Here is a 19,101-nt window from a genome sequence, read left to right as displayed (position 1 = left end):
ATAATCAAGTAATTGGTACCGTAAAGTGGTTTAACGAAACCAAAGGTTTCGGTTTTATTTCTCAACAAAATGGCGATGATTTATTTGTTCATTTCCGAAGTATTTTAGGCGATGGTTTTAAGAAGCTTGTTGAAGGTGATAAGGTTTCTTTTACTGTAGGTAAAGGGCCAAAAGGTCTTCAAGCTGAAAATGTAACGACTATTTAGTCTTACAGTTGAATTTTAACGACCTTGTCATGTATGTGGCAAGGTGGTTGCTCTGACAAAGAGTTGTTTCAAGATAAAATATAAAGAAAGTTTTCCAGCGTCATCCCTAGCAAGTTTCTCTCTGTAATCTCCCTTAATTCTCTATCCTAAAAATAATACCTATGTTCAGTGCACCTTAATTTTAAATTTCTAAGGGGCATAATATGTCTAATCAAATAGTTAACAATGAGAATAGAATTAATAAAAACAATGCTATTCAAAATACAGAAACTTCAATCAATAAAAAAACACAAGTTAATAGCCTTCTCCAAAGAATTGCCAATGGTGAAAGTGGTGTTGTTTTGGAGGAAATACTTTGAGAAATAATGGTCGAAAGAAGATCTGGTTTAAGTTGAAAAAGTTCGAATCAAACACTAAAAAAACTAATTAAAATGATTATCCTGTTTGTAAAGGGTTGCCATCTGGCAACCCTTTCTCGTTTTATGCTTTAGACAAATTGTTTAACTAGAGATTAGCGTTATTGTCATCAGAGAAATATGAGCATAGAGGCCTATAGCTAAGCCTCTAACAAACTTAGGGGCATAGATGCTTTAGCGAGAACTCTCTAGCATGGCTATGGACAACTGGTGTGTTTTGGGGGAGTGGGAGTCTGCAACAAATCACCTTCTCTGAACTCTAAAAGTGCTGTACCGTTGCGTTTTTCTATGAGTGGTACAGTATTTTATAAACAGAACTTCATACGTAGTGGCCAACATTAAGTATGGGTACCTATACGACTTTGGGGCAATTTCGTGTTACATGCCCCGTCAGCACACCTTTGGACAGAAACGAGTTAGAATCGGTGCCCAAAACCGTGCACTTCGGATAAGTTGGATTGGGTAAAACCAAGTAAACGAGTCTAACTGAAGCATGTCTATCAAGTCGGTGACTATTCACTGGACGCAAATGAGTCAAGTTGTAACTGACTTCGCTCTACTAAAATGCCGCAAATCTGACTTCAGGTAAGGGATCAACCAGAGCTTCACTAACAACCCTTTCTAGTTCACTATGACTTGAAACATCGTTTAGAGTTTTGGCCAGTTTCACCACCTCTGCTCGTAACAATGATACGTTTGCCAATTCGTTTAGAGTTCGTCTCTCAACATTATAATTACTATTGTCAAATAGTGTTGGTATAACTTCTTTCAGTAGATTAACTTGATGATTTAGCAAGTATTTATTCTGCAATAGCTCGTTAATACTCCATAGAACACTTATCGCGCTAGACTCCCTGCTTAATGTAACCATTGTAATTAGTGTCGCGATTAGATTTTCATTTGATTCGCATTTATATAGCTTTCGCCACTCAAAAATGGTGAAAGCCGCATTTGAGACGCTTTCAGTGTTTGAACTATGAAGGCATTTCCTAAGGAGTTTCTCCAAGTTATCTTCTAGGCCAGAACTGTTTTGTACAAAGTAAGGCAAGGATAGAAGAGCTTGGTTATGCTGAGTGGTTCTAATGAAATCTAATACTTTATGATAATTGGACTCATTTAAGTCATTCTTCCTTAACGCAGGAATAATACAGCGACTCAACGCTTCTGAGATATATTTTCCAATAGAGTCATCGTTGTTAGTTTCGAAGAGATCTAACTCATCAGATTCTCCTGCTTGGGAAGACCAATCTGTAAGAACATTAAAGCATTTTAATGCTTCTTCGTGTGAAGGCGATACAGATACATGCCGACAGTTGATCATGTCCAACAAACGAATCACATCAAAAAAGTCAGTAGCATCTGTATCAAAGACATACTCTTTAAATTTAGTTCTCAGCATATCTGGATCGTGAGAAGGCAATTTTAGTGTAACCCAATTAAGCAGCCCAGTGTTTGGTAAGCTTTTGATGGCTGAATTATTATGCCCCCAAATCTGATCCCTTATCTTCTCTTTCTCACTCTCTTTTAGATAGTTGCACTGTAAAAGAGGCAGTAATCTTTCTATTGCAAAACGGGATGTATCCAAATTTGACTGCACCTGATCAATTATTTGATCTATCCTGTGGTCTAATTCAGAACTATCAATTCTAGTTAGCTCGCCTTTAACCACGGGGTTTGGCCACACAAATGAGCCTGAGCCACTATGGCCAGAACGTTCTAACTCTGATGATAAAGGAAATTTTAGAGCGTCTAAAAGAAGTTCTCCCTGAGCGGAGCTAGGAATACTTTTCAAAGAGTAATTAATCAAGTGGTTTAATGATTTCCTTAACCAAATATGTCTAAACTTACTCTCTTGCCCCCAAGACATTGATAATCGGAATATGTGCATTGCCTTAGATGGAGATGCTCTGACAGATAACCTTGCTAGGATCTCTACTAAAACTCTAATTTTTGTTAACGCTGTTGAAGCATTGACTTCAGATTTGCTTGAGTGTTTATCAATCCAAAACGAAATTGCTTCGATGCACCATTCAATGAGTTTTTCACAGTCGGAATTTGAAACCTTAGCCAACTGTATTCTTGAGAAGGTCTTTTCAAGAATACTATCTGTTTCGCTATTCGCGGTAAGAACGGTAAGATAGAGACGATGATGAAAACTTATCTCTTTTAATTGAAGTAAGTTGGCTGCAACATCTACCATAATATTTACATGATCCCATCGAACTGGAATACCAATTTCACTAGTGATTTCATTAAAAACTACTAAAGGGTGAACTTCATTGCTGAAGCTTTTTTTTGCTGAGTTATCTTTGTAAGTGCCTGGTTCAAACAGTACCTCAATACCTGTATGGCTTTCTTGAGTCTCAATCCTCTTCTGTACGATGTTTCTTGTGCTTTCAATATGCTGCCATAAATCGCATTTTCTCATTCGAGATACTTCACTAAAGACATTTGAAGTACTCAGTTGGTAATCCATTGCCCCTAATAAACTATCAACTACACTAAGCCTAGACAGAAGGTACACGGACTGCTTATCTTTCTTATATTTATCAAATAGATACCGTTTGGCGTCAGATAATAACCTTTTACCCTCTTCAAATAGCCCGAGTGAGCCACACAAAGATGCTTTCTTAATTTTTCCATCAGGAGAGACTGCTTTAATCTTTGGCAACAACTGGTCAAGCTCTAAATAATTTAGATTTAACTTAGCTTCAGTTGCTTCATGAAAAATCAAGGAATCTTCACATTCTGGCCAGAACTTTATGTTCTCTTGTATGAACGTTTTTGCATTTTTTTTAAGGGCATCTCCTTCTTCACCATACCAGCGGCTTACTTTTAAAACGTAAACAGCAACTTCCAATTGTTGCCTTTTTGATAGGTTATTGGATTGTTCGAGTGTTGCGATAGTTAGCATTTCGTCAGCTAACCAGTCTTGAGCTAAGTAGAAGGATACGTTGTATCGCCATGCAACTTCGTAAAGTAGTGCTGCTCGTTGGTCTATCGGGAGACTATCAATAACTTTTTTGCTGATCAATTTATGATCTACACTAGAGTGCATTAGAAATCTATGGTGAGAGGGACATATAAACCATCCAGGGTAGTCTTCACGATCTTTTTTTAATGCCTCTAGCCGCGTTTCAAAAGATTCGTCACTATATGAAGTTTGTGGCTTCCAATCCCAACTTGGTTTTGGTTTGAATTCATGTAGTACGCTAAGAAACAGTTCTGTGGCTTTTTGATGCTTTAGATCAGGATCATCATATTCTGACACTAACATTGCCAAGTCAATTGGTGCTATGTTCATCGACTCTAGGTACTTTCTCTTAGCCGCATTTAAGCCTAAAGCCCCAACTAAATAGATACGCCTTGCGCTTGTGGATAAATGATCTCTTACCCAACCAGTCCACTGTAGAAAGTTAGGGTCATCCCCAGAGAAACCAAGTAAGCAAAGTTCATTTTCAATGAATACCTGGCGTGCAAAGTTAACGAATGCAGCATGCCTTACAGGGAAAGTGCGGTAGTCTTCTTGCGTGAAAGTAAGATCATTGGTGATATTCAACGTGCCGTGTAACTTTACTATTCTTGGCGAGCAAGCGTGAGACAAATCTTCTTGTTTATGAACAACACTGTAAAATGTTTCATGTACTTTCTCAGAGGCCCTCTCTAGCAAAGTATCCCAGTTTGTAGTTAGAACTTCAGTCCAAGGAAGACGAAGCATCGAGCTATACAGTTTTCCAGGTTCCCAAGAGGCATCATTAATCTCTTTTTTTATCAGGTCATTTAGAGCCTGCCTACCGAAATAAGCAGTATATTCTTCTGCTATACGAAGTGGGTCTGTATTCCCTTGCGTTCCAAGCTCTTGTTGTAACGTTCTCGAAAGATCAAACCATAATGGCAACTTCCTACTTGCATCTGCCGTCGTAGATGAACAACGGCTAAAACCTGCTCCAACCATTATTGATGCTCCATGGTAAGAGCTATCTTGTTTCCAAAGTACAGAAGCAAATCTTTGCAATGTAGGAAAATCTGGTATATTTCGCACAAGGTCTAGAGCGGATTGTTCTGACATATTTCGCATCAATTCATTGGGTTAGGAATAAGACTATACTCCTTCAAACTATCCAGTAAATCAATCCCGAAAAATTACGGCTTAGTGCAGGATGAGCCAAACAAGCATTCATACCCCTATGATTAGTAATACGTTAGGCTACCATAATAAAATATCACCTATTCTAGAGATCTAAGTACTTCCACGCATTAGCTGAAGTTATGCAATGTTGAGGTAAGTTAATGTAAGAAGGTTATTACGGATAAATCATTTAGGGGCAGATATGAGTTGTTGCAGAATCTGCAATCACTGAGCTTTCTCGTTGCTCGGGCAACTATTGCAAAAATTGCAACAGTTCAACTACCGAGGAATCCTCGATAGTTGATTGATAAGCAATGTGCATATTTTGCACATTAGTTAGTTCTATTGCCGAAGCGACGAGATCAGAACCGGCTTGGAGCAGAGGTGATTTACGAAACAACCTGTTTCGCAATTGTGCAAGACCCTCTTGCATAATTGGTTACTAGAATTTGTCCAACAACCTGTTGGACAATTGGGAAACAGCTTGTTTCACAAATAAATCTCATGATAGTGTCTTGCGCTCTCAACACATCTTGGGGCACAAATTAGTTGGCTTGAAGCTAACCTTCTTTACTTATCACAATCGACATTAACGCGGTATTCTGATAATTTGAAGTAGTCAGTGCAGACTTTTTATACATGAAGCGCTTTTATTTTGAGGCGCTTTTTTGTGCCCGTAACCCTATCTAACAATCAAGAAAATTGCCCCTCGAAGTAAGCGACTCTGAATCTAGTTAACAGCCTGTTGACCAAATTATTATTATGAAGGGTTACTGCTGCCTAAACACGTTTTGGGGCACAGGCTTTTCAGAAGAAAAGCCTGTTTCAGCTCCTGTCAGCAGTCTGTTTTTTCAGACAACCTCAGAGCGTCTTCTAGCTCAACGCCAAGGTATCGAATTGTGTTATCCAGCTTCGAATGTCCAAGTAAAATCTGTACGGCCCTGATGTTTTTCGTTCTGGCATATATTAACGTGGCTTTGGTGCGGCGCATGGAATGAGTGCCGTAATAGTCAGCATTCAGTCCTAGTTTTGCAGCCCAGCTCCTGATAATTGAACGGTAGAATGAGTAGCTGATAGGTTGCCCAAAACGTCGGCTACTCGGGAATAGAAAACTGCTTGCCTCTAGGGATGCTGAAAAAATCCATCGGCTAATACTTTGCTGTGTTCTCGGAGTAATCTCATAGTGGACATCGATGCCAGCTTTTTGCTGGATGCATTGAACCCTTTCATAGATAACTCCTTGCGAAGAAACATCGTAAACGTGTAGCTTTAGTAAATCACTCGCTCTTAACTTGCTATCTATAGCTAGGTTCAGCAGTGCCAGCTGCATCAGATCATTTTCAATCTCCAGCCTAGTTCTGATCCGCCAGATCTCTTCAAGTTTAAATGGCCTTTTGATGCCACTGCATTTTCCAGAAGATAACTTTCTCATGATGACCTCCTCTTAGTGTTTTTGGTCAACATGAAGTTTGGCAGTACCATATAGTAGGGTTTAGTAAGCTCTGAAACGTCAGTGGACAGTTCCGTGCTATGTGTATTGTTAAATTAGCATTTAACGAATTACTTTAGATATAGTAAAACTTTTAATGTTATGGCCAAATCCACTTAGCTACTACAAAACCATTGGCAGTTTACTGTGGGAGCCTTACACCCCACAGCAAACCGAACCAGCCAATAAAGGCTAAGTACGAATATGGTGAATCACACCATTTAGATCGTCGACATTGCGTTTTAGATCGAGAACAATGGGTTCCAGTTGGTTGATGGCCTCATTCATATCCGATGACAAGTTCTTGATATTAGATAGGTTGCCTGAGATTTCATCACTGACCGTTAATTGTTCTTCAGTCGCTGCGGCGATTGACGTATTCAGTTTATGAATTTCAATTGCAGAGCCCTGGATGGTGCCAAGAGCATCATTCGCGACGCCCATATTTTCTCGCGTTGACTGCATTTTTTCCGAGCTGCTTTGAATCGTCACCGTCGACTGCTTCGCTTTTTCTTGCAGCGTTTGAATAATGCCTTCAATCTCACCCGTTGAATCTTGGGTTCGTTGCGCTAAAGAACGAACTTCATCAGCAACCACGGCGAATCCTCGGCCTTGTTCACCCGCACGGGCTGCCTCTATCGCCGCATTCAGCGCCAACAAATTCGTTTGTTCGGCAATGGCTTTAATCACATCCAACACATTACCAACATTGTTCGATTCTTCAGCCAATTGTTGAATGATCTCTGTGGTGTTGAGGAACTCGCCCTCAAGCTGTCCAAACTCTGAGGTGGTTTTATTAAACACTTGCTTACTGGTGGAGGCTTCTTTTTCTGCGCTGCCAGCATACTCTTCCGCCATATTGGTACTTTGTGCAACATTCGAAAGCGCTGCTGTCATCTCTTCCATTGCTGTGGCAGCCATCTCCATCTCTTGGTTCTGCTGATTCGCCATAGTGATATTGCGCTGAGTAATGCCTTGAATCGCTTCAGAAATCTGAGAAATCGTCGAGTTCACTTGGTTTATTTTAGTGATGGTCGTGGCGTAACTAACGAGCACTTTATTGATGGTCGTACCAATCACGCCGAGTTCATTTTGGCTTCCATCGGCGACCCGTAAGGTAAGATCTGAATCCACACCAACTTGCTTAAGGACTTTCGCCATTTCATCAATCGGTTTTACTACTTTGCGATTGACAATGGCGTATCCCACAATAGCAATAACAAACACAGCAACTAAAGAGATGTTACCGATCAACACCGTTGTTCTCACATCTTGAGCAGCGCTGTTGAACTGAGAAGAGGTCCGCGCTTCTAGAGCGGTAAAAAACTCATCAATCGGCGCCATGATTTTAGCTTTCTCTTGATGGTATTGCTTACTATGGAGCAATTGCGCTGCCATCGCTAAATCGGGTTCGCCCCGCTTGGTGTAGTTACCACTCGCGTCTGGATAGAGCCCTTTAACCGCATTCATTGCTTTGACTTCCATGTTAACCAAAGCATCAGAGTTGCCTTGCGCTTCTTTTAGCAACCTAAACTCTTTATCAGTGAAGCCGAGGTCTTCCATCATGGCTTGAAGCGAGACTCGCTTTCCATCTGGCTTGGGCTTTTCACCGTAATTTAGAACCAAATCCCAGTAGATGGTGTGATAGTTTTGTGGTCTTGGCTTATCCCCATTTCTAATCGCGAGGATGTCCATGTACATTTTTTCGTAGGTCTCATCACCTGTCAGTACGTAGGTCCTACCCAAACGTGTTAAGTCATCCGAACTCTGTCTGAGCTCATCCGCCGCTTGATACGATTGATACCGCACCGTAGCCATTGTGTCCACTTGCTGCAGTAGACCATTGAGCTGTAACACCGTAACCACACTAATGATGATACCGAGGCCTATTACAACAAACACCAATTTCATAGTGTTGTTAATATTCATATTGATTTCCCCTATCCTTAAAGAAAACCGCCTAACGTTGTCTATTTATCTTGGATCCACTCGGTGCGCCTACTTCACTCTGGCTGTGGTAGCTTATCTAGTAATTGTTTTGCTTGCTCAAACTCAAAATTTTCTATGAGTTCGATAAGTTTTTGTTTCTCTGCGTCATTCCACAAATCACTATGTTTAGCCTGATCGATAATGTCCGATGCTGTCACATCATAATTTTCAACTTAACTATAGTTTAGTAAGTACTTAACAAGATGCCGAAAAACTTTATAAGAGATTAAGCGATGCCGATTGAGAATTTAGATGATTGCACCGTCTTGTTGGTGAATGACTGCTTAGACAACTTAGCGTTTATGGCACAAGGTTAGCAGGTCGCTACCAAATTAAAGCTGCTAAATCTTGCCAAAGGCACTGCATGTTCTTGAGCAGTTCGATGTTGATCTGATCCTGCTAGACGTGGTGATGCCCAAAATGTCTGGCTATGACGTAATTCGCTTTGTTACAGCAACCACAAAACACACCATATCCCAGTGGTCTTCTTAACAGGTAAAGATTCGCATGAGGACGAAAAGCTGGGATTCGAGTTAGGCGCGGCAGACTACATCCACAAACCTATCAGTATCCCGGTTCTTCGCTCTCGGGTCAGGACCCATTTGCAGAACAAACAATCCAAAGATTTTTTGCGCGTTCAAAACGGCTATCTAGAAACGAAAGTACTCAAACGTTCGAGTGAACTCGACCGAATGCAGAACGCGGTAGTGTTTGCACTTGCTAGCCTCGCGGAAACGCGCGATCCTGAAACCGGCAATCACACATTAGGGACTCAACATTGTGTGAAGCTGCTTGCTGAACACTTGGCAGAAAATGAAAAGTACCAAGAGTTACTCACCTCGAAAAAGATCGATACTTACTTCAAAGCTACCCTACTGCACGATATTGGTAAAGTAGGCATCATCGATTCGATCTTACTTAAATCTGGAAAGATTAGTTTGAGATCATGAAATCCCACACTACCTTGGGATTACAGGCACTTGAGCGAGCGGAACAACTCTCTGGGGCGCATAACGATCTGATTAGCGCCGCGAAAGAGATTGTATACGTGCGTCATGAAAAATGGGACGGTTCTGGCTACCCAAATGGTTAAGCAGGCGATGATATTCCGCTCAGTACTCGTTTAATGGCAGCGGCGGACGTGTATGATGCGCTTATCTGTAAAAGGGTTTACAAAGACCCAATGACTCATGAACAGGCAAAAAGTATTATATTGGAGGGGTAGAACACTTTGATCCACAAGTGATCGAAGCGTTTCTAGCTCAAGAAGATCTTTTCATCAAGATTGCTAGTGAGTTTTCCGACAATTAGCCAGTAACGTCCTTTAAGCTATATGAATGATACAGAGCGCTAACCATGAGAAAATGTAATCTGATTTCCGTGGCACGATTCGCCAACGAATAGTCACTCTAACACGGAACGGGGCACAGGCTTTTCAGAAGAAAAGCCTGTTTCAACACCTGTCAGCAGTCTGTTTTCTCAGACAACCTCAGAGCGTCTTCTAGTTCAACGCCAAGGTATCGAATTGTGTTATCTAGCTTCGAATGTCCAAGTAAAATCTGTACGGCCCTGATGTTTTTCGTTCTGGCATATATTAACGTGGCTTTGGTGCGGCGCATGGAATGAGTGCCGTAATAGTCAGCATTCAGTCCCAGTTTTACAGCCCAGTTCCTGATAATTGAACGATAGAATGAGTAGCTGATAGGTTGCCCAAAGCGTCGGCTACTCGGGAATAGAAAGCTGCTTGCCTCTAGGGATGCTGCAAAAATCCATCGGCTAATACTTTGCTGTGTTCTCGGAGTAATCTCATAGTGGACATCGGTGCCAGTTTTTTGCTGGATGCACTGAACCCTTTCATAGATAACCCCTTGCGAAGAAACATCGTAAACGTGTAGCTTTAGTAAGTCACTCGCTCTTAATTTGCTATCTATAGCTAGGTTCAGTAATGCGAGCTGCATCAGATCATTTTCAATCTCCAGCCTAGTTCTGATCCGCCAGATCTCTTCAAGCTTAAATGGCCTTTTAATGCCACTGCATTTTCCAGAAGATAACTTTCTCATGATGACCTCCTCTCAGTGTTTTGGTCAACATGAAGTTTGGCCGTCAAATTTAGTAGGGTTTAGGAAGCTCTTAAATGTCGGTGGACAGAAACTGAAAGGCTGAACTCTGAGATATCAACTTAATTAATGTAAAGTTTGTGAGATTGTATGCAACTCCCATTGAATTTCTTTCCTTGCAATTATGACAGCGCGCTGACACAATGTAAGCCTGCTGTCATTTTTTGAGGTGTAATTTATGAAGGAATCTATTTATCTAGCTGTATATGATGGAATCTCTGATTGGGAGTATGGGTATGTCTTGGCTCATATCAACTCTCAAGAGTTTCAAGCTTTCCCTGACAGGTTTGAAATAAAGACGGTTGGGCGAAATAAAGAATCGATTAGAACTAAAGGTGGATTAACTGTCGTGCCAGATTTATCTCTCGATAAGCTAAATCCCTCAGATGGTAAAATGCTTATTCTTTGTGGTTCAGATAATGCTGCTACAGGCGGCATCGATGATTTTATCGATGCAGCCAAGCGTTTTATCGACAATGGTATTTGTGTTGCAGCTATCTGTGGTGCAACCGCTGCTTTAGCGAGAAAAGGTATATTAGATAATGTTCCGCATACTAGTAATGCAAAAGAATTTCTGGAAATGACAGGATATGCAGGTAGCCAGAACTATATCCAAGAACCCGTTGTATCGACAGACTATTTGATCACCGCAGGGGGTATTGAACCTATTGCTTTTGCGGCAGAGATATTCAGGAAGTTGGAGATCTATTCTGAAACTACGCTAGATTCTTGGTTGAAATTATTCGAACAGCGGGACATAACTGGTTTTTACGAGTTAATGGAGAATTCCCTTCAATGAGTGACCCAAGACATGACCTCAGTACTTTAGCCCTAACTATTTTTTCTTTAAATGGTCAGTTTTTATCAATAGCCGAGAATATTGCTTCTCGGGCAGATCTCACCGCAACTCGCTGGCAAGTGTTGGGGGCTCTTGTTAATGATCCTCTTACACAAGCTGAAGTCGCACGTCAAATGGGGATCACACGTCAAAGCGTTCAGAGAACCAGCAAACAGCTTATCGATGAAGGTATGTTAGAAACATTAGCAAATCCATCTCATCAAAAGGCTATGCTACTTCAGTTAACGCCAAAAGGTCATAATGCTCTGTCAAAAATAAGACCATTTCATAAAGCATATGCTGAGCAACTAATTGATACGGTTGGGGAAGAAAAAGTAGCTGAAATGGTTAAAGCCATAACTGAGCTATCAACCGCAATGAAAAGCCTTTAATCTATATGAGTGATACAGAGCGCCAATCATGAGAAAATGTAATCTGATTTCAGTGGCACGATTCACCAACGAATAATCACTCTAACGCGGAATGGGGCAAATTCGAGTTTGTTTCCCTAGAGACATCAATGCCAAGTGACTTTTGTCCTGCAGAGCACGAGTCGAAACATCGTTGGACAGAAATAAATTAAGTTTGCTTTCTTTTTTTATTCGCTTGATAATTGAATGGTCAATGATCGCGGGATTACTATTGAGTAATACATTGATGTCTACTTTTTTACGAAAGTCTCAGGCCGCGCCGAGATATCCAAAGACCTCCGCCTTTCTTCAATTGAGCCACCATTGGTGGCTCTTGTCGTATCTAAATGTCAGGAAATTTCGCTTCAAGTTTCCCCCATTCATTTGTGTATGCCGTAAACCTATGAGGGTTAAATCTATATGACTAATTATGCGTGTCATTATGAGTTTTTATTTACGCGAGCAGATCAACAATAGAGTCAGTGCAATGGGATGCATGAAAGGTTTTATAGTTTGATATTAAAGTGTTCCGTTGGCATCAGAGGGGATGCACAACACACATTAGTTCAAATACAAGATACCGTTGTTCTCACTTGACAACTTTTTCCTATTTTAGACCACATCGATAAAACGCAGGCCGCGCCGCGATAACCAAAGACCTCCACATTTTCAATAGACCTGTTCTCTTCCGCTCATAGAGTATTGACCTCAGGTAGTGCGTAATAGAGCCACTTTTAGTGGTTCTTGTCGTATCTGAGCGTTAGAAAAGCTAAAGTACTTCACTTCGAGTCTCCCTGGTTGATATGTGGGTCGTCACAAATTTTGGGACAAAAGTGCGTTGCGGTTATTAGATGGGAAAGTGTTTTTCCTCATACTCTTCGACCAATGCAGCTAAACTTTCAAGTTCGTCACCTTCCGGAGTGCCTGGTTCGGCTATTTCAAACAGAGATTCAATCCGCTTCAGTGCGGCTTTGTAATCACTTTCAGAGGATTTAAGTCCCAATTCATCTAATTTTGCCGCAGCCAGCTCATCAGCATGTGCAGTATAGGGTGTCATCCCCTCGACCAGTTCTTCTTCAGATAACCGTTGTTTTCTCATAGCTCCCCTTACCATTCAAAATTAGATAATTTATAGCATACTGGGTTATTAGCTAAAGCGTAAGGTTTGGCTTGCAACACGCAATGGGGCAAAACGAGTTCATAACGCAAACTGGGGCAAGACCCAGCATGATTGACTTGTAATTTGTATTGGATATTTTTGAACCTCCCCCCCACCAGAAAACTAAAAAAGCAAAAACCATCAAGCCTAAACTTGATGGTTTCGATTATTAACTACTTGTTCAGCAGGTTGGTTGCTTTCTTCTTGACCTTTTCTTAGCTGCCTATGCGGCAGGACACTAAGAACCATTGAGTTAAGTCGCGTTCAAATTTTCCTTAGCTGCCTATGCGGCAGGACACTAAAGAATATAGCCTCTAACCTTCTAATTCTGCGTGCTTAAAGTCACAATTCACCAAAATACCCTTTTTGTTCTTAGTTCTATAAGTCCCTGTTTTTACTCCTCTAAAAAAGAGCTTTAGAAAAAGGGTCAAAAACGTAACTCAGGTACCGTCCCTTTTCTTTTTTGATTGGTAGCTAAGCCATAGCTATTAAAGTTTGATGCTAAGCGCTCACAAACAAGCTCCTTTTGTGCAAATAAAAAATAACCTTGCCCTGATGAACTGCTTGAGATTGGTATTCGATGAAAGCTATCGATGATACGCTCTTCATTAGTGACTGGTAATGATGTTCCAGCATCAAGTAGTTCGGCTCTCGCCATGCTACGTTTGATTCGACGTTTCTTGGAACCCAGAAAGCTTTTCCCAATCGTTTGGTTACGTGTAAACCTCACCTCTAAAGCATTGCCTGGCACCTCACATACACTGGAGATCTCAAATAAACCTTCATTTACCATCAAAGAAAAATAGGGCTGAAAAGAGAGTCCAATCATCATTTTTTTATCTTCTGCGACAAAGGCTATTGTTTGACCGACCGTCACGTCACTCCAGTCGGGAAAAGTCACGCCTACCCTATTCATCGCTTGTTGGTTATTGACCATAAACAAATGCATTTGGGATATACACCGTCCTGCCAATAGCTCATAGTCGGCTTGTTCAGGCATGTAGCGTATTAAGAAGTAGTAACGCTTCGTCATAGCTATTCCTTACTTCGCTTTGGAACAATTGAAGAGGCCGCCCTTGATCAAGACAGACATGATGAAGTGCACATCATTTGGATGGTCTGAGAATCTGTCATTGTCTCAATCCAACTCTCTGTATTTCTGACCAATTGGTAAAAATCATTTCCATGGGACACATGCCGCCTTGCTATAACGTACTCTCGGTCAGCTCCATATTCATTCACTCTTAATTGCTTATCTGCTTCTTCATGCCACCAATCGTCAATCGATTGCAACGCTGCACCAACTTTTTGACCATGAAACGCAACGGTTTCTTTTCCGTCCAATAATTCTACGGTAGCTAACTGCTTAGTAGGAACACCATCTTCTCGGCTATCTAAAAACTCTTGGCTTGGGTAAACCTCATCTCCCCAACCAACTCCAATTTTAGCTTTGACATCCATGTAGAAATATTCGGTTGGGTCAGACAAGGCTCGCGTCAAATAAGCTGTAAGTTTTTCTAAGCATTCCGCTGAAGCTTCATCCCAATGACCATACCAAGAAAGCCTTGTTGCATTCTCGACAATCAAGGTTTGTAAATCACTGGTGGTCACTTCTATTGACAATTTCCGACACTCTCTGTTTCTCCAAAGCCAAGTACCAAGCAGAATGTTCTTCGCGTATCGAAGAGCAAGTTCCTGATAACCACTAAGCTCTTCATATGTTTTAGCAAATAACGAAAGTTTAGAGCGCACTTCATTATCACTACAGGTATCTGGAGTTAGAGAGTTAGCTCGTATTCGAAGGGGGAATGCACAGTAGATATCATCAACACCAGGTTTGACATAACACTCTTCGATGAACTGAGGATTGGAGTAAGCTAAATCTTGTGGAGCAATATTCTTTTCTACGAACTTGCCCCCTTTATATGCTTCTGCATAACCACCTTTTGGTGCGCGCAACCTAGTTCTATCAACTTCAAGGGGACACATTTCACCACTTTTAGATAGATAGTAGAAATATGCTTTGCCTGCAGAGAGTGAACGTACGTAGTTCAGCTGAGTGCAAAGTTCCATAAACGATTAATCCCTATAGTTTTTTATAAGAATAGTTTCGCTACTGCATTCTATCGACCAAAAGGCATGGTTTAAAAAGTGATCTCTTCCACTAAAACGTACTTCTATCGGATTCACTTTTTTAGCTAACCCTATCGCATTCTCTACATAGGCGTGACAATCGGTTATAGAGTTGAACCGTTTAGTAGGACGTTCTAACAAATGGTAGCCAATAGAAGCTGGCAAATTATCGGCATCTTTAGTCACTAAACGCTCTAGTTCATCAAAGCTACTCGGCTGGCTCTCACTTGGGTATAGCCATCGCCCGTATGCTGGTAACCCTTTTATGACATGGAAAAGCTCGCTCCTGCTGGTAAACGTCTTCAGCCACTCAACCTGTGCCGATAACTGTGGTTGGTATAATGCCCCTCCGGCGAAAGCAACGGGAAGTGCCGTTTTAAGCGCGGTCTTAAAATCTGAAATGCGGCTATCACTACGAACTCTGATAACTAAGTCTATTTCTAGGTCCGCCAATCGTTCACTACGAATGGTTGGTCGTTTAGCGTTCGAAACCGTTCTAGCTTTGGCGACTGAGTTAGGTTCGGTAAGCTTGGCTGTCGGTTGAATCTTCTCGCTTCGAACATAGAAAGAGAAACTCGAAAACTCAAACGAGGAATCACAATTTACTAACTTATTAAACTCTCTTTGATAGCGGTGCATAAAGCCCCAAATAGCCGTCAAAGAAGGAGCACCACACAGATATGGGCTACTCATTGCGACCGCATCTTGCACCCTCATTGATGACAAATAGATATACTGTTCGCCCGTTACCTTATCTTCATTACTAATTGGTTTGCTGAGTTGTTCGAGGACCCATACAATTTGGGCTTTAACAACCTGCATAAGCATAGGGTGATAGGCAAACTTGGCAGCATACTTATTATTCTGAAACGTGAGATGCAAGCTACGGTTAAACTCACTAGCTAAGGAACCTAGGTCCGATTCTGGTAGCGCCAAAAAGGCCTGGGCTAAAGTGTCATCATGTTCCAATTGTTGTTGATCAGGATCACCATCAACGTTATCTCTTAACTCAATTAATGGGAGCATCCACAAGGCTATCTGCTTTCGCAATATCTTACTTCTAACCTTGCGAGCACTCTTCCTCTGCTTCTGCGTTTTTGATGGTTCTGAACCAATTAGATGATTTAACACCTGACAAATTTTGGCGTTAGTTACCTGATAGTCATCAAAGTAGTGACCACTCTTTTTACGGCTTTCAGATAACGTCCCACCCTGCGCAGGTTTAACGTCTAGCGGGTAGTTAAGGGCTTTCATATGCCCACCTAAACTGCCACACAGGTTCCCGATACTTGCAGAGTTTGGCAGTGACGAAGACACAAAGCGAAGCTTACTCTCCCGACTTCTCGATCTCACTTCTAACTCGCTCTGAATGGTGTGACTAACCACTGGGGTCACCGAAACATAATCACCCTCCCATGGAAACCGTAGCTGCTTACTGTAAGAACTGACACTATCAGGAAAATGATTATCAGGGAGCTGTTCTTCAATTGTATGTTTTAAGCGAGCAAATGACTTAGCACCTAAACCAAATTCCTTGAGCAACTGAACCCAAACAGAGTTTTCTTGCTGTATAAGTGAAAGAATACATACGGACTGTGATTGCCAACTAAAAGGATTCAATAACCACAATGTATGACGATACACCGCAGAGTTATGTGCCCACCCCAGGCGTTGCTCTAATACTCCGCTTGAAATGAATACCTCGGTTGTCGTAAGAGGCTGCGCGACTATCCGCTGAGCTTTAACTCGGCAGTCTGGAAACTTGAGATTATGAGTGTGGAACCACTTGATTTCATCAAGGGACACTTCTAAGTTCTCAGCCGCTTTTAAATGCCTTTTAGCACGGGCAATATCCAACCAATCCGAGCATCTATCTGATTGATGGCTTGAACTGAGATTAAGCAAGATCGTTAGCGCCTCTTTTTCATACCCTTCAACACAGACATCTTCCGTATAGGGCATGAACATCTTCTTTAGCGTAACCTGCATTATTGCTTCGTCTTCAATTGCCAATAAGTCACTTAATTTCGTCATAATTACCACTCAGGTAGATATACGCTTAAACCATCACTTTCAGAGCTCATTCGAGTCAGCTTTGTTTCGATGACACTTCTCAGAGTAAACGCTGATTCGTGACTCGCTATCTTTGTATGCATTCGCGGCCTGAAGGCGGCTTTGATCTCACCAAACTCATACAACCGATACACCTCATCTGTTGTACAAGAAAGCAATGTAGAAGATTCTAAGGGGCTGAGCAGTACATCACCGATATTTCCTTTCGCGCTTGAAGGTACTGTTGCTATAAGCTGAGTAAAGTAAGCTAACACCTGTGTCAGTACGATATTGTGACTCAACTGCCGACTCGGTAACTGACGACAATCTTTAAGCAGAGCGCCAAAAGCTTCGTTGAAAAACACCTTCTTCCAATCTTTTACTCGCACAAGTTCTGCCTTCTCTTTCAAGCATCGAGGTCTTGCCACAGTGTCGTTGGCCAAGCGCCACAATATTCAATAAATGACTCAAAACTGAGGTCATCGATATCGCCATAGCGATTTACATACCAAAGTAAAAAGCCATAGCGCTCGGATAACGTCATTTCCCCCGTTAGTAATCCCAAGGGTTTTGAATCATTTCCTGACAACCATTGAGCGATCAAGAGCTCAGCTTCTGGCGCATCCTCTACTGGCGAGTTTCGGAGCTCAAAACCACATTCACACTGACTAATACTCTCGGTACTTTGATATTCAAGTCTCGACTTACACTCAGGACAGTGATGAACCAGTTTACAGCCATGGTGTTCACAAGCTTGGTGAGAGATAAGTTGCCACTGCTGGCGAATGTAGGGTGCTTCGTCAATACACAAAGGGCAAATAGGCGTGAAGATTTTGCGAAGAAAAGTATAAGGGTAGTCAGAACCGAATCTATATACCGCTTTGTATTGAGAAGAGAATTGAGCTTTTGAATGTGATAAGGCTAGGCGCAGTACACCAAAATTGTTGAGCTTTAATTGGTTCTCAAGGTGGATAAGGACTCGCACCCGCATTTGGCTTGTGGTTTGAGCGTGGAAAATATTGACTCGGTTGAGCTCTAAGGGGAAAGCACCAGCAATCGCCTCATGCTGATCCATGGTGTCGAACCAAATATCTTCGGCAAAGTGAGAAAATCGCTCGTAACCTTGTTCTTGCGATAAGCGCAGCAAGAAGCTTTCGAGCGATTCGTCAAGGTAAAGTTGAATGTCCGTTTTCACATGCCACCGCTAAAACTTAGAATTTCTAAGTTTTAGTGTATTGTATTTTCAAGTTACTATCAAAAAAACCGTTAACTAACATCAAATCACGAAGACTGTATTCCCAGTTGGAAAACTCTTCAGAGATCTCTAATTACTCTGGTTCAATTGCTTCAGTGTCAATGCTACCTTTAAGGACCTATTGTAAATCTTGCCAATTTTGCAATCTTTCGGCTGAAAAAGTGGTTTGAGTTATAGCGATCAGGCTTTGTTTGAGATGTTGTAGAGGCTCAGATCACTCCTTCATCAGAGAGTTGTGTTTCTCAACTATCCATTCTTTTGCACTTTCACTACTAATTATCGAATAGACAAAAATAGATTCCCAATTGTTCGGTGTTGTTTTTTGTCGATCGTGTCTGCCTAATACATCTCCCAAAGCTTCGTTCAAGCATTCAATAGTTATGGTTGCATCTGATGGAAGCGTGTGGATTTTGTCAGAAGGATATTCGCAAAGGCTAGACCACATATCCAACATTTCAGCCACAATGCCCGAAGGAAGGACAACACTTTCCACATGAAACTTGATTGAGGGGAATTCGTTGCAGTTCGTATTGATATATACCAGTCTAAATTTCGCTAACGGGTACTCTGGGGCTGGCTCTATTGAGAAATATATCTGTCGCTCTGATAAACAATCGTCAAAATACGGATGTAGAACCCTTACACGTGTATTGAATTGATTGCAAAACCCTGAAATAACATCTTGGCGCTTAATATTACAATCACATGCTGGTACTAGGTTTTTCGAAAAAACCGCAAATTCTGGATAGCTAGCCTGAGGCAATAAATGATCGAGCGTTCCTGTCCCCAAAGAGCCGCACATAGGGCATACACGCCTAGAAGAACTACGTAGTAATGGGATAAATGAAAAACATTCAGGCTCGCTCGTGTAGTGCGTCTTCAGAGCATTTGCTAGATCATCCCTAATA

At 41.5% G+C, this 19,101-nt stretch carries 11 protein-coding genes and 4 pseudogenes; 5 read left to right on the top strand and 10 right to left on the bottom strand.

Annotation, left to right across the window (positions count from 1 at the left end):
* The coding region (locus tag BLO31_RS14405) for a cold-shock protein (protein WP_281182275.1) at window positions 1-206 on the top strand (206 nt) is incomplete at its 5' end.
* A gap of 203 nt (window positions 207-409) precedes the next feature.
* The gene (locus tag BLO31_RS23865) at window positions 410-565 is read left to right on the top strand and encodes a hypothetical protein (protein WP_171971157.1); all 156 of its coding nucleotides are present in this window, start codon (window positions 410-412) and stop codon (window positions 563-565) included.
* A gap of 616 nt (window positions 566-1,181) precedes the next feature.
* On the opposite strand, the gene BLO31_RS14400 is transcribed toward BLO31_RS23865, so the two are convergent.
* From BLO31_RS14400 to BLO31_RS14385, 3 genes are all read right to left on the bottom strand, one after another.
* Window positions 1,182-4,691 (bottom strand): SIR2 family NAD-dependent protein deacylase, encoded by a 3,510-nt coding sequence (locus BLO31_RS14400; protein WP_070968003.1) that lies wholly within the window; start codon window positions 4,689-4,691, stop codon window positions 1,182-1,184.
* Between the two features lie 895 nt (window positions 4,692-5,586).
* Window positions 5,587-6,183 (bottom strand): tyrosine-type recombinase/integrase, encoded by a 597-nt coding sequence (locus BLO31_RS14390; RefSeq protein ID WP_070967995.1) that lies wholly within the window; start codon window positions 6,181-6,183, stop codon window positions 5,587-5,589.
* 249 nt (window positions 6,184-6,432) lie between these two features.
* A complete protein-coding gene (locus tag BLO31_RS14385; protein WP_070967991.1) occupies window positions 6,433-8,169 on the bottom strand; it encodes a methyl-accepting chemotaxis protein in 1,737 nt (578 codons plus the stop codon).
* A gap of 293 nt (window positions 8,170-8,462) precedes the next feature.
* On the opposite strand from BLO31_RS14385, the pseudogene BLO31_RS14380 reads away from it, so the two are divergent.
* Window positions 8,463-9,540 (top strand): annotated as a pseudogene (locus tag BLO31_RS14380) (HD domain-containing phosphohydrolase).
* 152 nt (window positions 9,541-9,692) lie between these two features.
* Here BLO31_RS14380 and BLO31_RS14375 read toward each other — a convergent pair.
* Complete coding sequence (locus BLO31_RS14375) at window positions 9,693-10,289, bottom strand: tyrosine-type recombinase/integrase (protein WP_070967984.1); 597 nt, start codon at window positions 10,287-10,289, stop codon at window positions 9,693-9,695.
* A gap of 235 nt (window positions 10,290-10,524) precedes the next feature.
* On the opposite strand from BLO31_RS14375, the gene BLO31_RS14370 reads away from it, so the two are divergent.
* Together BLO31_RS14370 and BLO31_RS14365 are read left to right on the top strand one after the other, a co-directional pair.
* Window positions 10,525-11,145, top strand: coding sequence for a DJ-1/PfpI family protein (locus BLO31_RS14370; protein WP_070967980.1), 621 nt, complete (start codon window positions 10,525-10,527; stop codon window positions 11,143-11,145).
* Complete coding sequence (locus BLO31_RS14365; protein WP_070967975.1) at window positions 11,142-11,576, top strand: MarR family winged helix-turn-helix transcriptional regulator; 435 nt, start codon at window positions 11,142-11,144, stop codon at window positions 11,574-11,576. Before BLO31_RS14370 ends, BLO31_RS14365 begins: the two co-directional genes overlap by 4 nt.
* An 865-nt stretch (window positions 11,577-12,441) precedes the next feature.
* Here BLO31_RS14365 and BLO31_RS14360 read toward each other — a convergent pair.
* The 6 genes and pseudogenes from BLO31_RS14360 to BLO31_RS24080 all read right to left on the bottom strand — a co-directional run.
* Window positions 12,442-12,693, bottom strand: coding sequence for a hypothetical protein (locus BLO31_RS14360; protein ID WP_070967971.1), 252 nt, complete (start codon window positions 12,691-12,693; stop codon window positions 12,442-12,444).
* Between the two features lie 487 nt (window positions 12,694-13,180).
* Window positions 13,181-13,786, bottom strand: a complete 606-nt coding sequence (cas6f, locus tag BLO31_RS14355) for a type I-F CRISPR-associated endoribonuclease Cas6/Csy4 (protein WP_070967967.1) — start codon at window positions 13,784-13,786, stop codon at window positions 13,181-13,183.
* 9 nt (window positions 13,787-13,795) lie between these two features.
* Window positions 13,796-14,826, bottom strand: a pseudogene (gene csy3 / locus BLO31_RS14350) (type I-F CRISPR-associated protein Csy3).
* Between the two features lie 6 nt (window positions 14,827-14,832).
* On the bottom strand, window positions 14,833-16,920 hold the full coding sequence (locus tag BLO31_RS14345) for a type I-F CRISPR-associated protein Csy2 (protein ID WP_070967964.1): 2,088 nt from the start codon (window positions 16,918-16,920) through the stop codon (window positions 14,833-14,835).
* A gap of 2 nt (window positions 16,921-16,922) precedes the next feature.
* Window positions 16,923-18,133: pseudogene (locus tag BLO31_RS14340) on the bottom strand (TniQ family protein).
* Window positions 18,134-18,407: 274 nt separating this feature from the next.
* Window positions 18,408-19,101: pseudogene (locus BLO31_RS24080) on the bottom strand (hypothetical protein); the annotation flags it as partial.

It is taken from the genome of Vibrio sonorensis (genome assembly GCF_001854765.1).
GTDB classification, from domain to species: domain Bacteria; phylum Pseudomonadota; class Gammaproteobacteria; order Enterobacterales; family Vibrionaceae; genus Vibrio; species Vibrio sonorensis.
The sequence above is the reverse complement of the archived record's forward strand: the minus strand, read 5'-3'. Positions and strand labels throughout refer to the sequence as shown.

Excerpts from the sequence above, each read along its gene's own strand:
- BLO31_RS23865 (WP_171971157.1), top strand. The coding sequence starts at position 410 with ATGTCTAATCAAATAGTTAACAATGAGAATAGAATTAATAAAAACAAT.
- BLO31_RS14400 (WP_070968003.1), bottom strand. The coding sequence starts at position 4,691 with ATGTCAGAACAATCCGCTCTAGACCTTGTGCGAAATATACCAGATTTT.
- BLO31_RS14390 (WP_070967995.1), bottom strand. The coding sequence starts at position 6,183 with ATGAGAAAGTTATCTTCTGGAAAATGCAGTGGCATCAAAAGGCCATTT.
- BLO31_RS14385 (WP_070967991.1), bottom strand. The coding sequence starts at position 8,169 with ATGAATATTAACAACACTATGAAATTGGTGTTTGTTGTAATAGGCCTC.
- BLO31_RS14375 (WP_070967984.1), bottom strand. The coding sequence starts at position 10,289 with ATGAGAAAGTTATCTTCTGGAAAATGCAGTGGCATTAAAAGGCCATTT.
- BLO31_RS14370 (WP_070967980.1), top strand. The coding sequence starts at position 10,525 with ATGAAGGAATCTATTTATCTAGCTGTATATGATGGAATCTCTGATTGG.
- BLO31_RS14365 (WP_070967975.1), top strand. The coding sequence starts at position 11,142 with ATGAGTGACCCAAGACATGACCTCAGTACTTTAGCCCTAACTATTTTT.
- BLO31_RS14360 (WP_070967971.1), bottom strand. The coding sequence starts at position 12,693 with ATGAGAAAACAACGGTTATCTGAAGAAGAACTGGTCGAGGGGATGACA.
- cas6f (WP_070967967.1), bottom strand. The coding sequence starts at position 13,786 with ATGACGAAGCGTTACTACTTCTTAATACGCTACATGCCTGAACAAGCC.
- BLO31_RS14345 (WP_070967964.1), bottom strand. The coding sequence starts at position 16,920 with ATGACGAAATTAAGTGACTTATTGGCAATTGAAGACGAAGCAATAATG.